The following is a 17,071-nucleotide window of genomic DNA, read 5'->3' as shown; positions in this document are numbered from 1 at the left end:
AGACACAGATGCCCCGCCTGCTCGTATCGAAATCAGCGAGAAGGACAAAGCCTGTCGAGATTCTTCAGATCCTTACCGGAAGATCGAAAGGCATCTGATCGGTTGGTCGCAACACAACTGTGCCTCCAACACCTGCGAGCCGCCTTAACATCTGCATCGGTAGAACCCGTGGCGCAGGCGCTTCGCATCGCACGGTCGCGAATCAGATCGCTGGACGAGAGATATGGCGCCTGGAGCTTGAGCGGCCAGCCGCTCACACGCGTACCCAGCCTTTTTTCCCTGGAGCACACCTCGCTTCTGGAGGAACTGGTTCGAGCTGACCTCAGAGACGTCCCAACTGGAAGTCGCAATCCCGCACCTCACTATCCGCTTGACGCGATTTCGAGCACAACTACCGGCTGTGTAGTTTGCGACGCAGTCATTTCGGCACACAAGTTGTGGCACAAGCGTCTCGTCCACGCCGTCGAGCAGCAACAGCCACTGTGGCTTGTGAGCCCGACGTGTGCAAGACACGTCGCGGAGGTCCTGATGTCTCCCGGTGAGGATTGTCAGTACGCGGCGTGGAGCAGCCACAAAAACATGCTCGTGAAAAGCATCAAGCAAAGACTACACAAAACACCACAATCTGCGAGACGTCTTCGCCGTAGCGCGAGCTGGAATCTCCCTCCCATCAATGAGGTACTAGATAACGAGCGGGCGCTGGAAGCAATAGACGAGGAGGACATCGAATTGGACTCCGCCCCATCCCCGGATGCCGGATGTCCTGCCTGCGATGTCGAAGCCATCGCTCAAATGAAGATGCTTCTCCGAACCTCGCGTCAACTCCACCAAGGCGTATCTCCGGGCGAGGTTTGCCTGAAGCACTTTGCAGAGATTTTCATCCTCGAGCCCGACCACGTTGCGCGTAGGAATCTTGTCGCATCACAAGTGCGCAGACTACGTCGGTTGGTCGAGCGCGACCCAGTTGGTGCATTCGGAACGTTCTCATAATACGAAAAGTCGTCGATTCATCCGGTTTGAAGCACTTCATCTCAGCGAGGCAAAAGTGGAAAGCTCACTTGCACAGCAGGCAGATCGGCAAAACCCAACAAAGTCCAGAGCCGCGCTGAAATTCGTCATCCTGATCGGCGTTCTCAGCTTCTTCGCCGATTTTACCTACGAGGGTTCGCGCAGCATTCTAGGGCCGTTTTTGGCGAGCCTTGGCGCGACCGCGACTGTAGTTGGAATCGTCACAGGATTCGGCGAGCTTCTCGGATACGGACTGCGTGTCGTCTCCGGTCGTTGGGCAGATATGTCCGGGAAACCGTGGCCCATTACGATCGTGGGCTACACGGTACAGATGTCTGCCGTGCCGGCACTCGCGCTCGTTCACTCATGGCGCTGGGCCGCTGTCCTGATCGTGTTGGAGAGAGTCGGTAAGGCGATACGCAACCCTCCCAGAGACGTAATGCTCTCATACGCGGCGAACGACATTGGCGGATACGGCTGGGCCTTCGGCATTCATGAAGCACTCGATCAATTTGGCGCGATGGTCGGGCCGCTGCTGGTAGCGTTGATACTTGCATTGAAGGGTTCCTATCAAATCGCCTTTGCCGTTCTTCTTGCGCCGGCAATGGTCAACATCGCTCTCGTATTGGTTGCACGTTCCCTTTATCCGGTGCCACTTGCCATGCAACCGCCTCCCGACGACGAGAGCCGGAAAGTGTTGCCTCGGGAATACTGGGTATATCTGGGCGGGGCATCTTTGGTCGCAGCGGGATTTGCCGACTATCCATTGATCGCATATCACCTCTCGACCAGTTCGCACGTCTCCAGCGACGTAATAGCGGCCCTCTACGCGTCAGCAATGGCGGTAAGTGGCGCAGGGGCCCTGGTTTTCGGACGCCTTTTCGACAGATACGGATTTAGGATCATTGTGTCGCTGACGCTACTCAGCACGATGTTTGCTCCCCTGCTCTTTCTGGGGAGCAACTACGTCTGGTGGGTGGGTGGTCTGGTGTGGGGAATAGGAATGGGCTTCCACGAGTCGATCATTCCAGCTGCGGTGTCCCCAATGGCACCGCCTTCCGGTCGCGCATCTGCATTTGGGATTTTCACCGCCGGTTACGGAATCGCTTGGTTTGCAGGGAGTGCCGTGATTGGGCTTCTCTACGACGCATCAAAGACTTACGCAGTCGTCTTTTGCGTTGGCTCGCAATTGCTGGCGCTGCCGTTCTTTCTCCGGGTGGGAGCAATCCGCAGTCGCCAGGGCGATAGCCATGTATGAACTCTGCCGGTGACTTGATGATGGCGGGAAATACGATTGTCAACCTCCGGTGAGTCAGTCGGTCAATACGATTGACACCTTTGGCCACCGTTCCAGATATCGCTTCTGCTCGAGTCTGGCCTTGTATGCGGCGACGCTAACGCGCGCAGGGTTTCGGCGAATCACCATGCCAAACAAGTCGTCGAGTCCATGTGGTGCAATCACGTCTATCGTGTCGTCGCATCTCAGTGTCAGTCCAACACAAGTCGAGAACTCCGGCCACGATGAGATTGCATCTTCCAAAGAAGTCAGTGGAGAGACAGGGTAACCAAAGGCCGTCTCATACCAGGTATGAACGGCAGCCTGGTTCGTTACTTCCCATGGTATGAAAGGATATGACTGACTCAGACGGCACTGCATCGCCACATCGTCTGCCCCCGAGAGGTCAGACGGATCGAAATGTACAAGATCAACATCCGGTAACTCCGACATAGTGTCAAACCCGTGCAATGCGTCCCAAACAAGGTTCCGGACTGCCCCTGCGCCGATGCACCAAGATGGCAAGTTCAGCTCTCGAGCCGCCACCAGGACTGGCCAAAACCACTCTGATTCGCGCGCCATCTTCGAAAGAAGTGCATCCAGACTCATGGTCAACAGGTCGTTAGGTATCGTTGTTTGCCGCGGATTATCGACGGTTCCGGCCCTAGAGTCGACCCGCTCCGATTGAGTATCGAACTCCGGCCCTGCCGAATGCACATCAAGGGTAGTGGGAAGGTCATCCGTTGGTGACGCATTGCGCTCCTCCGAATTGATGGTCTAGAATAGCTCGCGACGGAGATGGCATTCCTCCGAAACCGCCAGTGTACCGGCTGATGATGCCTACGAATCCCTGGGATGGGAGATCGTAGGCCGTCATTTGGCAGCATCCCAGGTTTGTTATCAACAAACGTGGAATATATGCGCCTCTCTCCCACCATCCGGCGTACCGTGTTTCGCCCGGCTCTCGCTACATCCGCTCTTGGTCGCAAGGTCGCGGCCACGGACGCATCTCTCAACACATCTTCAACTGCACTAGACCATCTCGTACCCGCTCCCTACCAGCCACTGAAGTCCATTGGTTTGGCCCTGACGCCTGAACGGGTTGCATCGTCGGGAGAGCGTGTATGACATCGACGACGCTCACGAAACAGACATCCGCTGCTAGCGCGCACGCTTCAGCAGATCAGTTCCTTGAGGAGCTCCTACTTACTGCCGATATACAGATCAACGGTACTCGTCCGTGGGATATCAAACTGCTCGACAAAGACGTGCCCAGAGAGGTCATTTCCGGAGGGTCACTCGCACTCGGTGAAGCATTTATGGATGGCCGGTGGGAATGTGAAGCGCTCGATGAATTCTTCACCAAAGTACTCCGAGCACGACTAGATGAGCAAGTGCGCCCGAGCAAGATACTCTATGTCATGTTGCGCGAGAAGCTCTTGAATCGACAATCGGTGCGTCGGGCGTGGGAGGTGGGGCGTCGCCACTATGATCTTGGCAATGATTTCTATAGTGCGATGTTGGATCGGCGAATGACTTACACGTGCGGGTATTGGTCGGCAGGCGCCCAATCGTTGAATAGCGCCCAAGAAGACAAGCTGGACCTCATATGCAGAAAACTGCAATTGAAGCCTGGTATGCGCTTACTGGACATCGGTTGCGGCTGGGGGAGCCTGATGGCCTTCGCAGCGGAGTACTACGGTGTTACTTGCGTAGGCGTCACTATCTCTGCGGAGCAGGCCGAATGGGCAAAGTCGCGCTATGCAGGACTACCCCTTGAGTTCCGATTGCAGGACTATCGGAGCCTGGACGAAAAGTTCGACCGCATCGCGAGCGTCGGTATGTTCGAACACGTTGGGGCAAAGAACTATCGGACCTATATGCGAGTCGCATCTCGCTGCCTGACCGAAAGCGGACTATTTCTTCTCCACACCATTGGCAAGAACCGCGCCCATACCCGTCCTGATCCCTGGATAGATCGATACATCTTCCCAAACGGGGAACTCCCAGCTTTGGATCAGATCGCGAGCGCAGCGAGTGGCTTATTCATAACCGAAGATGTGCACAATTTCGGCGCAGATTACGACCGGACACTAATGGCTTGGTACGCAAATTTCGAGCGTGAGTGGCCGCGATTCGAAGAGCAGATGGGTGAACGCTTTCATCGCATGTGGAAGTATTACTTGTTGTCGTGTGCCGGTTTGTTTAGAGCTCGCGAGGCGCAGCTTTGGCAATGGGTGTTCTCTAAACGAGGTGTAGCTGGCGGATACCACCGGCCTCACGGGGCTTGACGACAGCGGCGCAGATGATGGCTCACCTGCGCTGCGTCAATACCTCTTATCCCTCATCGAGGGAACCCAATTTTCCGCCTTATCGACAAGTGCGGAGCAACAGTCAATGTCCATGACAAACGGCCTCGAAAGAAGGTGGTTCCAAATAAGAGTACTAGGCTGGCCGCACGGGGTGACCATCATCGGATTGGGCGTGATTTTTGCCGAGCTGCGCACAGTTCCCAGTTATTTTGACATGTGGCTATTGTTCTTAACGATTGCGGCACTGGCACTATGCTCCGTGCACTATGCGCAGCGCTTGGCTTCAAGGTTTGGTCCAATATTAGGCACGCTCATACTTGCGTTAGCTGTCACCGTTATCGAGGCCGGCTTCATCATCTCAGTCATGGCCGCAGATACGCGGGCGACCCAGACGCTCGCCCGTGACACTGTATTCTCCTCGTTGATGCTCTGTTGCAACGGAATGATCGGTCTTTCGCTCTTAGTGAGTACGCGCCGCGAGCAGATCGTGAAGTTCGATGCGTTCATCGCGGGGGCAGCGTTTGCAACCGTAGCTACGGTCGCGACCCTTTCAATGGTATTGCCCACGTTTACAAGCAGTACGTCCGGCCCACAGTTCAACTCGGCACAACTAACATTTGCTTCATGTGCCTCGGTAGCGCTTTATGTTCTACATGCGGTCAAGTCAACCGGATGGCTACACGAATATGTCAATGCAGAGCGCCGTGCGGCATCTAATTCCGTACCGGTTCAACTCGCGAAGCGCCCAAGTGCCATGTCTTCCGTGCTGATGCTGCTCGCAGCGCTAATGGCGATAACGCTGGCGGCTCAAATCTTGGCGCCCGGTATCGAGTCGATGGTGCAACGTGCAAGTCTCCCGATATCGTCAGTAGGTGTGATGATTGCAATCGTTGTTGCGCTTCCCGAAACATTGACTGCCATGCGCGCAGCGCACGCAGGCGAGGTGCAAGTGAGCTTCAACTTAGCCCTAGGTTCCGCCATGGCGAGCCTAGGATTAACCATCCCCGTGGTGGCGGTCGCTGCAAGCTTCATGCGTGTGCGCCTAACCCTTGGGCTTGGCCCCAAGGAAATGGTCTTCCTCGTCCTCACCACAGTGGTCGGAATTCTAACCGTCGTTTCAGGACGTGCATCGGTACTTCGAGGCTCCCTACATATGACAATCTGCAGCGCCTTTGTCTTTATGGCCTTTTTTCCGTGAATTGCCCCAAGCTCGACGCGCGATATCAATCCGTTGCCAAAGATTCATCATTGGAAAACAGCGATTGTTGCGTATCCGAGCGCAGTCATAAGCACCGAACATGTGACATGTATCGCTATCTCACCCAGTGCCCAAGCGAAGTGCCCCGCCTGAAGATGATTGAAAACCTCTGCGGAGAACGTCGAGAATGTCGAAAGCCCTCCCATCAGGCCGGTAATGACAAATAATCGCCATTCAGAGGGAATTTCTGGATATCTAGCGAAGAACGCGATTGCTACGCCAATGATGTAACCCGCAATGATGTTTGCGGCGAGCGTTCCAAGAGGAAGGTCGATGAATAGCGAGTTGAGCCTAACACCCAAGATCCAACGTAGAAGGGAGCCAAGTGCGCCGCCAATTCCGACAGCTAAGACCGCTGAGTACATAAGTGAGCCCCGGGGTAGGAAAAAAGCGTTCTGCACGCCAAACCTCGTAGGCATCATCAGCCGATCATTCGGCGGTTTCGGAGGAATGCCATCTCCCTATTCAATTAGTCTATCAAGTTCGATACGGCGGTGTCGAGAGACGCTAGCTTCGCAACGTTCACGCTCTGCATTTCGAGTAGACTTCTAGAAACTAAGGAGATGGCATTCTCCTCTAACCGCCTCCCGGCTGATGATGCCTACCGAACCGACATATTTTTTTGTCGGACGTTGGTTACCGCGCGCCCCTGCGGGCGCCGCATCTCGGGAGAGCGCCATGTATCAGATTCCCCTCATAGAATCGCTTCACGCAAGAGAGATTCTTGACTCTCGCGGCAATCCTACGCTTGAGGTCAAGGTCACATTGAGTGGCGGCGTGACCGGCATCGCTTCCTGCCCCTCAGGGGCCTCCACAGGAACCTTTGAAGCCAGAGAGTTGCGCGACGACGATGCATCCAGATATCGAGGCAAAGGTGTGCTTCATGCGGTGGCGAATGTAAATGGCCGCTTGGCTGCTTCGCTACACGGACAGCGCGTCGATAATCAACGCGAGCTTGACGCGCTACTAAATTTTCTCGATGGCACGCCTACGAAAGCGCATCTTGGTGCAAACGCAACCCTGGCCGTTTCCTTGGCGTGTGCAAGAGCGGCAGCCCAATACCATCACATTCCGCTGTACTTATATCTGGGTGGCTCCAATGCTCACGTACTTCCGGTGCCTATGTTCAACGTTGTCAATGGCGGCGCCCACGCCAAGGGCGGCACTGACGTCCAGGAGTACAAGATCATTCCGATCGGGGCTCCGACATTTTCTGAAGCATTACGCTACGGGTCAGAGATCTATCACGTGCTTGGCGATGTACTGATCTCAAGGGGGTACGGGTCGAGCATCGGGGACGAAGGCGGATATGTGCCCGGGGTTACTTCAAACGAAGAGGTATTGACGCTTCTGATGGAAGCCATTGAACTGGCCGGATACGCTGCCGGAACTGACGTTGCCATTGGCGTCGACCCCGCCGCCAATGCATTTCGTCACGGAGAGGAGTACCTGCTCCGGCTCGATTCGCAGACGCTCAGTTCCGAGGAACTTATTTCGTATTGGACCGGTTGGCTTGATAGATATCCCATCATCTCGCTTGAAGATCCCCTCGCGGATGATGACTGGGCGGGATTTGCCTCAATGACGAAGAGCCTCGGCGATCGTGTGCAGATTGTGGGCGATGATCTGTTTGTGACTAATCCGGCCTTTATCCGCAGAGGAATCGAGGAAAAATGTTGCAACTGTGCGTTAATCAAACCGAATCAAATTGGAACGATGACGGAAACACTTGATGCCGCAGCTATCGCATTACACGCTGGCTACGCGTGCATGGTTTCTCATCGTTCAGGAGAGACCCTCGACACGGGTATCGCGGATCTGGCAGTCGCACTGAATTGCGGACAAATCAAGGCCGGATCTCCGATTCGCGGTGAACGCGTCGCCAAGTACAACAGACTATTGGAAATTGAACACGAGCTCGGGGAAACTGCGAAATATGCGGGCTCGAGCGCGTTCCGACCCACCACAGAGATCGATGCGCGCTAATAGAGGAGGCCGACCATGCTATTCATCGATATTCCGGGATTTGGCGAACTGTCCTTCGAGCATATTGTTCTCGACTTCAATGGCACACTAGCACGCAATGGTGTGGTCCTCCCGGGAGTAACGCCATTGCTACAGGTCATTGCACGTGACGTCTTGCTTCATGTGATCGCCGGCGACGTATATGGTGACCTAGCAGTACGGGCGAAGGACTTGCCTGTGCAACTCGTGTCCTTGCATGGTGAGGAACAATCCGACATGAAGGCCGACTACGTCCGACATCTGGGCGCGTCTCGGGTCGCTGCCATTGGAAACGGGCGAAATGATGTTGGCATGTTCAATGCCTCACGACTTTCCATTGCGGTGATAGGACACGAGGGGGCGGCTTCGGAAGCGATCGCCGCCGCTGACATAGTCACGTGTCTAATCCATTCGGCCCTAAAGCTGTTTTTGTACCCAGATCGGACCGTCGCGACCTTGGGAACAGCTGTTTCGTTGTCACCGAAGGACTGTGATGTGCTAAATTAGATACCAATAGGAGATGGCATTCCTCCTGTAACCGCCACCTTTGGCTGATGATGCCTACGGACCGCTGACGCGGGGCGTAGGCTTTTGTCCCCGTCGATCACGAAAAATATAAGCTGACGGAGGGACCTGTGCGCGATAACCATCCTGAAAATCTGTATTTGGGCTAGCTGGATCTGCGCCCGGACTTCGCTCGCGTGGATCCTGTGGAGGTCATCATGCAAGGATGTCAGCTCACTTTCTATACCCAGCAAAATCACCGGCATGGCCATCAAACGGTGGCCGAATGGCTCATGTTCGAAGTGCGCCGGTTGGGCATTCGCGGCGCGACGATGATTGCCGGTACAGAAGGAATCGATCATGTCGGCAAGCTCCACGCAGCCAGATTTTTTGAGCTTGCCGAGCAGCCGATAGAAGTCGTACTGGCCATAACGGACGAAGAAGCCGAGCGGCTACTTGATGTCGTCCGCGCCGAACGCGTTCATGTTTTCTATACCCGTTTCCCCATTGATTTCGAGATGCTCGGTGACAATTAGCCTATGCGGCAAATCTCACTGTGCGGTAGACGATTTTCGCTGTCATAAGGCTCAATACCCATGGACTTTAATAACATCTCTGCTGGCGCAAACGTTCCGGACGATTTCAACGCAATCATCGAAATCCCCGCAGATGGTTTGCCGGTTAAGTACGAGGCCGACAAAGCGTTAAACCTATTTCGTGTGGACCGCTTTCTGTCGACCAGCATGCGCTATCCAGCGAACTACGGCTTCGTGCCAAGCACGTTATCCAAGGATGGGGATCCTGTTGATGTTCTGGTCGTCGCACCATATCCAATTACGACAGGAGCATTGGTCCGATGTCGTCCCATTGGGCTAATGAAAATGACTGACGAGGCCGGCGAAGACGCAAAAGTTGTTGCGGTGCCCATCGACAAAATTTGTGCAACCAGCGTTGGCATCGACTCGCTTACGGATTTGGGTGACGCCCTTCTGCGCAGGATTGAACACTTCTTCACCAATTACAAGTCCCTTGAGCCTGGCAAGTGGGTTCGATTCGAGGGATGGGGTGACATCGACGCTGCACGTAAAGAACTTATTGATGCGAAAGCTGCATTCGAACCGCACGAATAGACGTCGCAAAACGCCTCAACAAGAACGAAGTGGGATGTGCACGGGAGATAAAGAATGGATGTGCAGGTTGCCGATATTAACGCCCGGATCGGGCGGATGATGGGCGTTGCCCCTATATCGCGTTGGGTTGTCCAGGATACCGCCGACGTCGCGTTCACCAATGATGCAGAAGATGAGCGATCTGCACTCGCGATGATTTCCGCAATTTGCGAAAAAACCGGTCGACCGGAGAACGAATTTCGCGCCATCAAGGAGGTTCGATGGCCAGACTATTTAGGTGTTTGTTCGCTTGAGCACGAACAAACAGCGTTCATACATTGGGCGATGCGAGAACTCGGGCATGTCTCCGTGTTCGGGTTTAACGAGCGCCCGTCGGACGAAGCGTTTCTGGTGATTGATCAGAACGGCAAACGAGCCACGGGCCGAACCCTGGCCGAGTGTTTATATCGTCTGGTTGAGTACACCCGCGCGCGTTCCTCCGTGAGCGCTTGAATAAGGAATTCTCACCTTCTATACTCGCAAATAACAATAAGGAGATGACATCCTCCTCAACCGCCGCAATGGCTGATGATGTCTGCGCTCACCCGGGTACGGGATTGCGCGGACTTTATTGCGCAACTCCGTTCGAAGATGCAAAGATTTTCGGTCGGAGGCACACGTGAGTTTCCGCAAATCCCCTTCCTGTTTCGGTTGGCATGCCGCTCGGTCTGTCCCGCGCGCCAATCGCGTATGTTTGGGCTGTGGAGGTGCCAAATGAAAGATGTTTGGCTCCTCGCCTCCATCTGGCTCGCGATGGCGCTCATCGCGACGCTACTTTCCATTTGGCTCCGTATTGCGACGGCACTCTCCGAGATCGTCGTCGGCACGGTCGCGCAATTGCTCATCGGCGCAGTTATTGGTGCCAGTGTGCTGCAAACCGACTCAGGGTGGATTCAGTTCCTCTCTGGTACCGGTGCGATTGTGCTCACATTCCTCGCTGGCGCGGAGCTAGACCCCAAAGTTTTTCGGCTCAAGTGGAGAGAAGCATCGGCCGTGGGCCTAATCGGCTTCTTCGCTCCATTTTTAGGATGCTTCGCAGTCGCATATTTTTTTCTCCACTGGGACTGGCGAGCGAGTTGGTTAGTTGGCATCGCGTTGTCGACAACATCGGTCGCTGTCGTTTACGCCGTCATGCTCGAATTTGGCCTCAACGCGACAAACTATGGGAAGACTGTGCTTGCCGCGTGTTTTGTGAACGACTTGGGAACGGTACTCGCACTAGGTTTCATTTTTTCTCCATTTTCCCTTCGCACGCTCATCTTCTTTGGCGGACTCGCGATAGCGTTTTGTGTTCTTCCGTGGATCACTCCAAGGTTCTTTAAACACTACGGCAACCGTCCGTCCGAACTCGAGGCGAAGTTTCTCCTCCTGGTGCTTTTTGCTTTGGCTGCACTAGCAACCTGGGCTGGTAGTGAGGCTGTTCTGCCGGCGTATATCGTCGGAATGGTCTTAGCAGGCACAGTAGGGAAGGACCACGTCCTAATCAGGCGACTTCGCACACTAACGTTCGGCCTGCTAACACCGTTTTACTTTATCCGCGCCGGATCGTTCGTTTCCGTACCGGACATTATCGCAGCGCCTTTTCCCGTTCTTGTCCTACTCGGGGCAAAGATCCTCACGAAATGCGTCGGCGTATATCCCGTTGCACGCAGCTACGGGTCCCCAAAACGCGAGTCAATGTACACAACTCTACTAATGTCTACGGGCCTGACTTTCGGGAGCATTTCGGCATTATTTGGTCTCTCTCACGGCATCATTAGCCAGGCGCAATACTCGTTCATGATTGCGACGGTGATCGGCAGCGCAATTGTCCCAACGCTTATCGCAAATGCCGCATTTCTCCCGAAGCATCTTCTCAGAAAGTCATCCACTGTAGGTGACGAACCAACCGAATCGTCGATAGATCTCCCGTCTCCAGAATCGACACGGACGGGCGAGTAATTGGGGAGGTAGCGATTATGTTCAAGATCATCATCCTTGCGTTTGACGGCTCTCCTGCAGCACTAAAAGCGTTTGATTACGCACTGGATATCGCATCAAAGTACCGAGCAGTTTTACATGTCCTCGCGGTCTCGAGACCTCCAGAGATCGCCGAGGACGTTGAAACGGAAGCACTTCTCGAGCAAGCAGAGACTTATTTTGACGAAGCATTCAAACATTTGCGGCAACGAGCGGAAGAGGCAGGGTTGCTCATCGAATGCACTGTTCGGGTCGGCCATCCTGCAGAACAGATCGTCATCCTGGCTGAAGAACTGGACGCGGATCTGATTGTGACCGGACACAGAGGTCGAGGACTATTCGAGAGATGGCTATTGGGCTCGGTGTCGCGCCTTGCAGTCGCATACGCTCATTGCCCCGTTCTGGTCGTTCGGTAATTTTGTCTCGTCAAGGAACTCCATGACCACCGTACAAACAGTTTCGATGGTTGGCCTGGCGCTATGCGTGATGTACATCGTTAATATGGTGCTCGACAGCTTCCGTAGGGACGAACGGGTTCGCGCTTCGCGACACATAGCCGATGAAATGCAAGCGGACGGCACCAAGTGCCCCTTCTGCTTCGACGATGGGAAAGCGGTATTTCGTCGGGCACACGCGCGAGTCATATACGACATCAATCCGGTAACCACTGGACACATGCTTGTCGTGAGCAACAGGCATGTATCGTCCTACTTCGATCTGTCGCAGGAAGAGAAACTAGCGATGTGGGTTCTGGTCGACGAGGTAAAGGCGTTTCTCGATAGACAGTTCGAGCCAGACGGCTATAACGTCGGCGTGAACGTCGGAAATGCCTCCGGCCAGACGATTCCGCATGTACACATCCACGTGATTCCGCGTTATGTGGGAGATACACCCTGGCCCCAAGGAGGCGTCCGAGGCGTAATCCCAGAGCGTCAATCCTACGAGTGACAACGTCGACACGCGCGTATTTACGGTTGACTAATACGCGCGTGCCGAAACTACTCAAGTTCCCTGTGGGTTAATCTCACAAGGAAAAAACACTGCTCGCACGTTTTCCAGGTGTTCACCGTGGTGAGCGAGAAACTCCCGAAGTCGATGCTCGAGGTCAATCAGTTCGATGCAATGAGGCAACTTGTGCGGACGAATGTCCGAGTGGTCTCTGCTTAACTTGTCTCCAGGCAGATACCCTGCCTTGACGTGATGCATAACGACTTGGTGAATGCCTGCTTCACTGGCCTTCTTAAGCAAATGGGATGCGAGCGACGGACGTGCCACCTTATGCCAAAAGCGCGAGGGGCGCACACGAGCCGAGTGATGAAAATAAAGTCTGAGCGCAAAGTGTTTGCTCATGATGATGTAATCCTGAATGCAATGGGGAGTTTTGACACGACTACGGGCGTTCGACTGTGCTATCAGTGCGTGGAACGTTACCCCGCCGAAAGGCATGAATCTCCGAGAGCCTGAGACCTTCTGGAATGGAGATTCGTTTGGCATGCCCGATACGTTGTGCACGATATATACCTGTGTGCCCCGAAAACAGATAGCTCACTACACAAGCGACGGCAGCGTAGGCGCCGATTTGTGGGCCAAAAATCTCGATTGCCATTACGGTTGAAGCGATAGGCGTGTTGGCGGCACCGGCAAACACCGCTACAAAGCCGAGCCCTGCGAGTACTGGTGCTGCAAGCGGCAAAATATGCGATAGGGCGTTACCCAATGTCGCACCAATGTAGAAGAGCGGCGTGACCTCGCCCCCCTTGAATCCTGAGCCCAGAGTGAGAATCGTGAAACCCGCTTTGCCCAGAAAGTCGTACCAAGGCAACTGGTGGTGGAACGCGTCGACAATGGTCGGAATACCAAGCCCAAGGTACTGAGGCGTACCAATCAACGTGGCGGCTATCGCGACTACGCCCCCCCCAACGAGGGGCCGCAATGGCGCGAACTTGAAGACTTTTTTGAACAGCGCCGACGTCGCATGTACGCCCTCAGCGAAGAGCATTCCAGCAACACCAAAAATTGCACCTGCCGCGATCACGAGCAGAGTGTGCACAGCATTAACTGATGGTATGGAAGCAATCACGTACTCTGTGTGGTGAATCCCCCAAGCACGAGTTGTCAGGTCCCCGACAATCGCACCGATGAAGCACGGTAAAAGGGCGTCATATCTCAGACGCCCGACGGCCAGCACCTCAAGTCCGAAAATTGCGCCCGCCAGCGGGGTACCGAACACCGCGGCGAAACCCGCGCTGATCCCCGTCATCAGGATAACGCGCCGTTCCTCACTATCGAGTCTGACGAAATGGGTTAGTTGGTCGGCAAGCGCGCCACCCATTTGAACCGATGTCCCTTCGCGCCCCGCCGACCCGCCAAATAAATGGGTAGCGACTGTGCCTAAGAATACGAGCGGCGCCATGCGAAGAGGGACAACCTTCTTCGGGTCATGAATTTCATCGATAAGCAGGTTGTTTCCACCTTCCACACTTTGCCCGAAAATCAGGTAAAGCCAGCCAACTATGAACCCGCCGACGGGAAGGAGCCACAGCAGCCATGGGTGCGCCAGACGTGTGTCGGTCGCCAATTCGAGCGACCACAAAAAGAGTGCGGAAGCGCTGCCAGATAGGCCACCGACTACGGTTGCCAAAGCAACCCAGCGCCCGATGTATGGCAGCATCATCAACTGCTCTCGCGCAGCTGATAATTTATGTATTTTCATGAGATTTCCAGGTTAGTCAGACGCGAAAAACCTGGGCAAAGAGGCGCGAGGGCAGCCTGCATCCTCCTGTACCAGGATTGAGCAGGCATCATCAGCCCTGCGAGGGCGGTTACGGGAGGAATGCCATCTCCGTAGTTCGACTGTGGAGTCTACCAGACCGGGGAGAAGTCGGCAAACGGCCGAGAAGAAGGCCCGCATATCGGCCCGAAATCCTCACAATCCAGTCGTATAGGCCAGCGAACTTGCCGTTGAGGCACGGAAAAGAGATGTAGTGGTGGCAACACCACCGGTCAATATTCTGGTTGCGCGTCAACCGTGCGCGTGCAGCGCGGGGTAGTGGTCGAGGCCAGCTTGACGTTCTCGGTTTTGAGCAGCGGTCCGCCCCGCAGCTTCTTGGTCGTGCTCATTGCATTGCCCCCCCCCCCGCCGGAAGAACCTCGGCTGGTACCGTCGGAGCGAACTTTACGCTATCGCGGACTTGATCCAATGTGGCGAAGACACGCCGGACGTGCTCCAGGAACAGGCGCCCCATGCGGGTCAGTTGGGTGCGGCGGGCGATGCGAACGAAAAAACGGGTACCGAGCTCTTCCTCCGGTTCCTTGATGGAGCGGGATAGCGGCGATTGGCTATGTGCAGCCGTTCGGCGGCGCGGGCGAAGCGGAGTTCTTCGGCGACAGCCAAGAAGCATCGAAGGTGGCGTAGTCCCATTGCGATGCCCCTGCCATGCTATACGGGGAGAAAAGTGGATAGATTGAGATTGGCCGGCGCGTCTGCTTCTTTATGCCATTGAACGCGGAAGGCGTGAACCTTTGGGCGATGGCTACGGCTATCCAATCCTGCTAGTTCACACATTGCACACGCATCACCGGACGTCCCGTTGTTTCACTTCACGAAGGGCTGCACGAACAAGGATTGCAAGACAGCCCAAAAAAAGCAGGCTTCCGCCCCACAGCGGCTCGACTTTCACGGCGAGGACAAGGGCAGTCACGAGTGCGACAAGCACTAGCGTTGCCGTAGTGAGCCGCGCATCCGCGAGGAACATTCCGAGAAGTTCCTGGGCAACTTCACGAAGAATACTCATTGCACCATCTCCATACGCACTCGTCGAAGCCGGTATGCGGTTGCAAGACCGACGGCAAGGAACACACCTGCAAATACCACCAATGCTAGATCCTGGCCTGGCCAATCGACGCCGAGACCTTCGCCCGTCCAGAAGACGCCAAAGGCAGACAGCATGACACCGACACCGAACTTCAAAGTGTTCTCCGGCACCCGCGCCAGAGGCCTATGGACAATGATTCCGATGGTGAGGACGACGATGCAGGCTGCCAGTGCTCCCAAGGCAGCCGGCCAAAGCAGTCCTCGACCGGCACCTACGGCAATGACGATGAATACAACCTCCAATCCTTCCAGCAATACCGCTTTGAACGCAGTCATGCCGGCTATCCAGTTAAGCGAGGCGCGTTCACGAATGCCCGCGTCAACGAGTTGCGCGGACTCAGATGCGAAAATGGCCACCTCGTCATGTAACGGGATAACACCTGCCGCTCGGAGAATGGCTTTGCGAAGCCATCCCATTCCAAACAGAAGAAGCAACACCCCAATGACGAACTGGAGTAAGTGAAGGGGTACCTGGTTGAGCAATGGGCCTAGCACCACAATCATCAGGGCGAGCACAATGAGCGCCGCAGCGGTGCCAAGTGCCGCAGGTTTCCATCCGCGCAAAATGCCGACCGCTAGAACGATCGTGAACGCTTCCACAACCTCGACAAGCGACGCAAGGAAGGCAGCTCCAATAGCGGGCGCAGCGATATTCCAGGCAATAGAGTTCATTGGGCACCAATTGGATTGTAGTGTTTGCTACATACTTGCTAAAATTCTCGTAGCATTTACAACATAAGTCAAGGAGCATCTACACGTGCCGCCAACACCGTCAACTTTTGATGAGCGAATCGCGAACAGCATCGAGCGCATGAGTCCGGCAGAGCAACGCGTCGCAGCGTTCTTTCAGGAGAACCGCGAGCAGGTTCTCATCGCCTCTGCCGCCGCACTGGCGGCGAAAGCAAGCACCAGTGATGCCACGATCGTGCGTACAGCTAAGGCCTTGGGCTTTGCCGGTCTTGACGATCTTCGGCGCGCACTTGCCCGCGAATTGCGTGATTCAATCTCGCCGGCCGACCGGCTCACTCGAACACTAGGCGAAGTTGGCTCCAGCCTAGCAGTAGCTTTCGACGTGACGATGGAAATACACCGGCAGTCGCTTGAAGGCGTCTGTCGTTCGATCAAGCCCGAGGACTTTGAAAATGCCGTTCGCAGCCTGATCCAGGCTCAACGAATCCTCGTTTTCGGCTTGGGGCCATCAAGCGCCATAGCAACCTATCTCGTCCTGCAACTCAAACGCTTCGGGTTGGATGCCGCGGGTCTGACTAACAGCGGCCTTCTTTTCGCTGATGATCTGCGGTCGTTGCGCAAGGGGGATCTCGTTGTCATTCTTGCTTATGGACGAGTGTATGAAGAACTGGCCTTGCTGCTGCGTGAAATCAAACGGCAGAAGCTGGGGTCACTGCTTCTGACGGACACGCTTGCCGCCAAGCTTCGGCAGCAGGTCGATCAAATTCTTCCCGTGGCACGGGGACGTGCGGACATGCTGAGCATGCACACTGCAACGCTCGGCCTCATCGAAGCCTTGCTGGTGGGCATCGCAACTCAGCGGCCCACAGAGACGGTCGCAAGTCTAAAGACACTCAACGACCTGCGGAAAAAGTTGGCGGGCAAAGCAGTAAATCTACCTATATCGAAGGACGATGACTGATTCATATGCCACCGGCGGTAGCGATCCAGATTCCGACCGATTTGAATCTCAAACTG

At 55.1% G+C, this 17,071-nt stretch carries 18 protein-coding genes, 1 pseudogene and 6 riboswitches; of the genes and pseudogenes, 12 read left to right on the top strand and 7 right to left on the bottom strand.

Going from position 1 to position 17,071, the window contains the following annotated elements:
- Window positions 1–1,045: 1,045 nt before the first annotated feature.
- Complete coding sequence (locus W930_RS0118225) at window positions 1,046–2,266, top strand: MFS transporter (protein WP_028731204.1); 1,221 nt, start codon at window positions 1,046–1,048, stop codon at window positions 2,264–2,266.
- A 54-nt stretch (window positions 2,267–2,320) separates the two neighbouring features.
- On the opposite strand, the gene W930_RS29740 is transcribed toward W930_RS0118225, so the two are convergent.
- Window positions 2,321–2,866 carry a nucleotidyltransferase family protein gene (locus tag W930_RS29740; protein WP_232424575.1) on the bottom strand — a complete coding sequence of 182 codons (546 nt, stop codon included), beginning with the start codon at window positions 2,864–2,866 and terminating at the stop codon, window positions 2,321–2,323.
- A 203-nt stretch (window positions 2,867–3,069) separates the two neighbouring features.
- Window positions 3,070–3,134: riboswitch (Fluoride riboswitch) on the top strand.
- 274 nt (window positions 3,135–3,408) lie between these two features.
- Between W930_RS29740 and cfa the strand changes: the two genes are divergently transcribed.
- Both cfa and W930_RS28015 read left to right on the top strand, forming a co-directional pair.
- On the top strand, window positions 3,409–4,575 hold the full coding sequence (gene cfa, locus W930_RS0118220; RefSeq protein ID WP_028731203.1) for a cyclopropane fatty acyl phospholipid synthase: 1,167 nt from the start codon (window positions 3,409–3,411) through the stop codon (window positions 4,573–4,575).
- Window positions 4,576–4,681: 106 nt separating this feature from the next.
- On the top strand, window positions 4,682–5,794 hold the full coding sequence (locus W930_RS28015) for a calcium:proton antiporter (RefSeq protein WP_051610656.1): 1,113 nt from the start codon (window positions 4,682–4,684) through the stop codon (window positions 5,792–5,794).
- 47 nt (window positions 5,795–5,841) lie between these two features.
- Here the strand turns inward: W930_RS28015 and crcB are convergent, their stop codons facing one another.
- Complete coding sequence (gene crcB / locus W930_RS0118210) at window positions 5,842–6,219, bottom strand: fluoride efflux transporter CrcB (protein ID WP_026131797.1); 378 nt, start codon at window positions 6,217–6,219, stop codon at window positions 5,842–5,844.
- Window positions 6,220–6,259: 40 nt separating this feature from the next.
- Window positions 6,260–6,324: riboswitch (Fluoride riboswitch) on the bottom strand.
- 80 nt (window positions 6,325–6,404) lie between these two features.
- Window positions 6,405–6,465: riboswitch (Fluoride riboswitch) on the top strand.
- A 76-nt stretch (window positions 6,466–6,541) separates the two neighbouring features.
- Between crcB and eno the strand changes: the two genes are divergently transcribed.
- From eno to W930_RS0118165, 8 genes are all read left to right on the top strand, one after another.
- The gene (gene eno / locus W930_RS0118205) at window positions 6,542–7,840 is read left to right on the top strand and encodes a phosphopyruvate hydratase (protein ID WP_028731202.1); all 1,299 of its coding nucleotides are present in this window, start codon (window positions 6,542–6,544) and stop codon (window positions 7,838–7,840) included.
- A 15-nt stretch (window positions 7,841–7,855) separates the two neighbouring features.
- Window positions 7,856–8,365 (top strand): HAD hydrolase family protein, encoded by a 510-nt coding sequence (locus tag W930_RS28010; protein WP_017233141.1) that lies wholly within the window; start codon window positions 7,856–7,858, stop codon window positions 8,363–8,365.
- Window positions 8,366–8,429, top strand: a riboswitch (Fluoride riboswitch).
- Between the two features lie 130 nt (window positions 8,430–8,559).
- Complete coding sequence (locus W930_RS0118190) at window positions 8,560–8,898, top strand: DUF190 domain-containing protein (RefSeq protein ID WP_369798667.1); 339 nt, start codon at window positions 8,560–8,562, stop codon at window positions 8,896–8,898.
- A gap of 60 nt (window positions 8,899–8,958) precedes the next feature.
- A complete protein-coding gene (gene ppa / locus W930_RS0118185; RefSeq protein ID WP_017233139.1) occupies window positions 8,959–9,492 on the top strand; it encodes an inorganic diphosphatase in 534 nt (177 codons plus the stop codon).
- A 54-nt stretch (window positions 9,493–9,546) separates the two neighbouring features.
- Window positions 9,547–9,984, top strand: coding sequence for a hypothetical protein (locus W930_RS0118180; protein WP_017233138.1), 438 nt, complete (start codon window positions 9,547–9,549; stop codon window positions 9,982–9,984).
- Window positions 9,985–10,015: 31 nt separating this feature from the next.
- Window positions 10,016–10,076: riboswitch (Fluoride riboswitch) on the top strand.
- Between the two features lie 169 nt (window positions 10,077–10,245).
- Window positions 10,246–11,472, top strand: coding sequence for a cation:proton antiporter (locus W930_RS28005; RefSeq protein WP_051060112.1), 1,227 nt, complete (start codon window positions 10,246–10,248; stop codon window positions 11,470–11,472).
- A 17-nt stretch (window positions 11,473–11,489) separates the two neighbouring features.
- A complete protein-coding gene (locus W930_RS29735) occupies window positions 11,490–11,906 on the top strand; it encodes a universal stress protein (protein WP_081814407.1) in 417 nt (138 codons plus the stop codon).
- Window positions 11,907–11,928: 22 nt separating this feature from the next.
- Complete coding sequence (locus tag W930_RS0118165) at window positions 11,929–12,438, top strand: HIT family protein (protein WP_200873100.1); 510 nt, start codon at window positions 11,929–11,931, stop codon at window positions 12,436–12,438.
- 54 nt (window positions 12,439–12,492) lie between these two features.
- Here the strand turns inward: W930_RS0118165 and W930_RS29730 are convergent, their stop codons facing one another.
- The 5 genes and pseudogenes from W930_RS29730 to W930_RS0118145 form a co-directional block, all read right to left on the bottom strand.
- Window positions 12,493–12,840, bottom strand: a complete 348-nt coding sequence (locus tag W930_RS29730) for a DUF190 domain-containing protein (RefSeq protein ID WP_157211402.1) — start codon at window positions 12,838–12,840, stop codon at window positions 12,493–12,495.
- Window positions 12,841–12,880: 40 nt separating this feature from the next.
- Window positions 12,881–14,203, bottom strand: a complete 1,323-nt coding sequence (locus W930_RS0118160; RefSeq protein WP_200873099.1) for a voltage-gated chloride channel family protein — start codon at window positions 14,201–14,203, stop codon at window positions 12,881–12,883.
- Window positions 14,204–14,278: 75 nt separating this feature from the next.
- Window positions 14,279–14,343, bottom strand: a riboswitch (Fluoride riboswitch).
- Window positions 14,344–14,657: 314 nt separating this feature from the next.
- Window positions 14,658–14,911, bottom strand: a pseudogene (locus W930_RS31015) (LysR family transcriptional regulator); the annotation flags it as partial.
- A gap of 154 nt (window positions 14,912–15,065) precedes the next feature.
- On the bottom strand, window positions 15,066–15,284 hold the full coding sequence (locus W930_RS0118150) for a hypothetical protein (protein WP_028731196.1): 219 nt from the start codon (window positions 15,282–15,284) through the stop codon (window positions 15,066–15,068).
- Window positions 15,281–16,036: a COG4280 domain-containing protein gene (locus W930_RS0118145; RefSeq protein ID WP_017233130.1), complete on the bottom strand. Its 756-nt coding sequence runs from the start codon at window positions 16,034–16,036 to the stop codon at window positions 15,281–15,283. The genes W930_RS0118150 and W930_RS0118145 overlap by 4 nt, the downstream gene beginning before the upstream one ends.
- Before the next feature lie 85 nt (window positions 16,037–16,121).
- On the opposite strand from W930_RS0118145, the gene W930_RS0118140 reads away from it, so the two are divergent.
- Entirely contained in the window at window positions 16,122–17,015 is an 894-nt protein-coding gene (locus W930_RS0118140; RefSeq protein WP_036656100.1) for a MurR/RpiR family transcriptional regulator, read from the top strand.
- Window positions 17,016–17,071 lie beyond the last annotated feature (56 nt).

Origin of the sequence: Pandoraea sp. E26 (genome assembly GCF_000681415.1) — a bacterium.
Taxonomy (GTDB): Bacteria; Pseudomonadota; Gammaproteobacteria; order Burkholderiales; family Burkholderiaceae; genus Pandoraea; species Pandoraea pnomenusa.
Note: the sequence above shows the minus strand (reverse complement) of the source record. Positions and strands in the feature narration are given on the sequence as shown.

Excerpts from the sequence above, each read along its gene's own strand:
- W930_RS29740 (WP_232424575.1), bottom strand. The coding sequence starts at position 2,866 with ATGGCGCGCGAATCAGAGTGGTTTTGGCCAGTCCTGGTGGCGGCTCGA.
- cfa (WP_028731203.1), top strand. The coding sequence starts at position 3,409 with ATGACATCGACGACGCTCACGAAACAGACATCCGCTGCTAGCGCGCAC.
- W930_RS28015 (WP_051610656.1), top strand. The coding sequence starts at position 4,682 with ATGTCCATGACAAACGGCCTCGAAAGAAGGTGGTTCCAAATAAGAGTA.
- crcB (WP_026131797.1), bottom strand. The coding sequence starts at position 6,219 with ATGTACTCAGCGGTCTTAGCTGTCGGAATTGGCGGCGCACTTGGCTCC.
- W930_RS28010 (WP_017233141.1), top strand. The coding sequence starts at position 7,856 with ATGCTATTCATCGATATTCCGGGATTTGGCGAACTGTCCTTCGAGCAT.
- ppa (WP_017233139.1), top strand. The coding sequence starts at position 8,959 with ATGGACTTTAATAACATCTCTGCTGGCGCAAACGTTCCGGACGATTTC.
- W930_RS0118180 (WP_017233138.1), top strand. The coding sequence starts at position 9,547 with ATGGATGTGCAGGTTGCCGATATTAACGCCCGGATCGGGCGGATGATG.
- W930_RS28005 (WP_051060112.1), top strand. The coding sequence starts at position 10,246 with ATGAAAGATGTTTGGCTCCTCGCCTCCATCTGGCTCGCGATGGCGCTC.
- W930_RS29735 (WP_081814407.1), top strand. The coding sequence starts at position 11,490 with ATGTTCAAGATCATCATCCTTGCGTTTGACGGCTCTCCTGCAGCACTA.
- W930_RS0118165 (WP_200873100.1), top strand. The coding sequence starts at position 11,929 with ATGACCACCGTACAAACAGTTTCGATGGTTGGCCTGGCGCTATGCGTG.
- W930_RS29730 (WP_157211402.1), bottom strand. The coding sequence starts at position 12,840 with ATGAGCAAACACTTTGCGCTCAGACTTTATTTTCATCACTCGGCTCGT.
- W930_RS0118160 (WP_200873099.1), bottom strand. The coding sequence starts at position 14,203 with ATGAAAATACATAAATTATCAGCTGCGCGAGAGCAGTTGATGATGCTG.
- W930_RS0118150 (WP_028731196.1), bottom strand. The coding sequence starts at position 15,284 with ATGAGTATTCTTCGTGAAGTTGCCCAGGAACTTCTCGGAATGTTCCTC.
- W930_RS0118145 (WP_017233130.1), bottom strand. The coding sequence starts at position 16,036 with ATGAACTCTATTGCCTGGAATATCGCTGCGCCCGCTATTGGAGCTGCC.